Source organism: Carnobacterium sp., from assembly GCF_040274945.1.
Lineage (GTDB): Bacteria > Bacillota > Bacilli > Lactobacillales > Carnobacteriaceae > Carnobacterium_B.
Genome location: NZ_JBEMAR010000023.1, coordinates 1 through 2,561, shown reverse-complemented (window position 1 = coordinate 2,561; position 2,561 = coordinate 1). Strand labels below are relative to the sequence as shown.

At 34.0% G+C, this 2,561-nt stretch carries 3 protein-coding genes; 2 read left to right on the top strand and 1 reads right to left on the bottom strand.

Going from position 1 to position 2,561, the window contains the following annotated elements; translation table 11 throughout:
- Positions 1-225: 225 nt before the first annotated feature.
- Positions 226-885, top strand: coding sequence for a nitroreductase family protein (locus ABS916_RS12820; RefSeq protein WP_016897901.1), 660 nt, complete (start codon positions 226-228; stop codon positions 883-885).
- Positions 886-931: 46 nt separating this feature from the next.
- On the opposite strand, the gene ABS916_RS12815 is transcribed toward ABS916_RS12820, so the two are convergent.
- The gene (locus ABS916_RS12815) at positions 932-1,285 is read right to left on the bottom strand and encodes a transposase (protein WP_350452267.1); all 354 of its coding nucleotides are present in this window, start codon (positions 1,283-1,285) and stop codon (positions 932-934) included.
- Positions 1,286-1,434: 149 nt separating this feature from the next.
- On the opposite strand from ABS916_RS12815, the gene ABS916_RS12810 reads away from it, so the two are divergent.
- Entirely contained in the window at positions 1,435-2,217 is a 783-nt protein-coding gene (locus ABS916_RS12810; RefSeq protein ID WP_350452266.1) for a hypothetical protein, read from the top strand.
- The last annotated feature ends 344 nt before the right edge of the window (positions 2,218-2,561 follow it).

Here is a 2,561-nt window from a genome sequence, read left to right as displayed (position 1 = left end):
CCGTGGGGGGTATCGAGGAGTTACTTAATGCCACTCTGCTGTATCTAAATATAAACGCTCAATAAAAGCAAAAAAGTTCATTAAAAATCTTTATTTTAATCACAGTATAAATCTTCTTGCTTGGTCTCATATTTATTTTAATACATTGTTAAACTTTTCACAAATTCATTGTAAATCCACCAGCTTTGGGATAAAATTAATTTATAAGAAAAGGAGAGTGTTTTCATGAGAGAAAAATTTTTAGCAAAAGATTATGTTAATAATGACTATAAAGATATCGTATTCAATCGTCGTTCATGCCGTCGATTTGACCCTAGTCAAAATATCAGTCGTGATGAAATCGTCGAAATGTTAGATGAAGCGACAATTACACCATCCGCATGTAACTTACAATCATGGCACTTTGTCGTCGTTGATAATGAAGAAGCTCGTAACAAAGTCAAAGCAGTCACGATGCCGTTTAACTATCCCCAATTAGAAACAGCACCAGTTACAATCTTTATATTAGGCGATACTCACTCACATAAAGTTTATCGCGAAGTTTGGACCAAAGTGTATGAAGAGGGCAAAATTACCAAAGAAAAATTAGACGCCATCTTCAATTCATTTTTACCAATGTATGAGAAAGCTGATCGCGACTTTTTAATTAAAGATGCTACCTTAGACAGTTCAATGTTAGCAATGCAATTATTATTGGTTGCTAGAGCACACGGATATGAAGCGAATGCATGGGCAGGCTATAATTCAAAAGACTTAGTTGCAACTTTAAACCTTGATAATGAGCGTTTCGTGCCTATTATGGCAATTTCAATTGGTAAACCAGGCGAAGAACCACTTGAATCAACACGTTATGATGTGAATTCTAAAATTAACTTTCTAGCATAAAAATTGGCTCTTTGTCAAATAAGGTTGATGAAGGATCATGCTAAGATCAAGCGACGAATAACGTTGCTTGATCTTTTTTCTTTGATTCGGGTTCATAAAGACGAGTCATGAGTAAGATTCTGTCTCTAAAATGGCTATAGTTTCGATAGCCATAGGCATTCCGTTTTAGTACTTTAATCTTATTGTTGATGCCCTCTAAGGGACCATTAGTCAAACCTGTGTAAACAAAACAATTGTGGATAGGTTTCTGATACTTTCTAAAGGTTCTTAAGACACGCTTTAATCCTGATGAGATCTTCAGCTGATTCGCTTGAATCAGGGTGGTTTCGAATCGTTTCCAGTTTTTTAAGCGATACGCTTGGCCTAATTGCTTTAGCAATACAAAACCTTGATTAAGGATAATGCTTGTATCATCGAGCTTTGAACTTTACCAGATGGTGATGAGATAAAGAGCGGTAATGAGTCCGAGTAACGTTATAAATTAGAATTTATAGTGATGATTATCTGAAGGTGCACTACGAAATTGAGCAAAAGAATTGGAGTGTCAGTATGGAGTTAAAAGATTTTTACTTCCAAAATATACAAAAGGATGAATATCATTATCGTTTTTACGATTCGATTGAGAACGTTAATAATGTTTACAATATATTTAGTGGTTATACGGAAGTAGAGGATTATGAATTTGAGGTGTATGATGCAGAGGAAGCTATAACAAAGTTTAGAGAATTATGCCAGCCAGATGTAGATTTTTCTGGTAGTGAAAATAAATGTTGGTTTTATCTCATATCGTATTATTTATACAAAGTAGGATATGTGATAAAAGAATTTCCTAGATTATTGGCACGACCACCTGTTGCACCTAGTGACTTTACTTATGGAGAAATTAGGAACAGAACTATTGCAGAGGGAGATGATGATATTGGGACTGTTCGATATGCTGTCAGAAGAACATTTGTTGCAAGGTTGACATTTGAGCAGAAATCAACCTATGTTGATATAGATGATTCAATCAATCAAAAGTTTATTGAGATATCAAACCGACAAGCATCATTCAATAATATGAGTATAGATGAAAAACTTGCAGAGATAGCAAATTTAATAGAAAGTTTATTAAAGAAGAACGGTAAGTTTCTTACACTTGATTATTCTACGATTTGTTTTGATTATATTTCTAACGATGTAGTAACAAGCTATAGAAAGAAAATGCATTGTTTTAGGCATGCCACAGATGATGCAATATCGGAAAGAAAAACCTATTCGGAAGAACAAAAAAGCTTCTTTGTTGATTATGGATTGACCATTGTTAAAGTGATACATTCTTTGTTGGAATAAAAACTGAGGAGACAAGTTTTTCGGGGCAAACAAGATTTCAACTTGTCGGAGTCATTTTTTCAAATCGGATAAAGGAACTGATATTTTCCCACATACGCAAGCCCACAGTGGATATATCCCCTCAAAGATAATTTGGTAAAAAAGGAAAATAGAAATTCCCCTTTGACAGCTATGATTTCATCTCAAAACATGTTGAAGCAGTTATGTTAATGGAAAAGATAGTTGATTAAAACCTTGGTAATATAAGGCTGTTAATGAAAATGATAAAGGCGTTGAATGTGGAGATGATATTCAACGCCTTTACTGCTTTATTGACTGTTTTTTCCGTAATAATTCAATAAAAG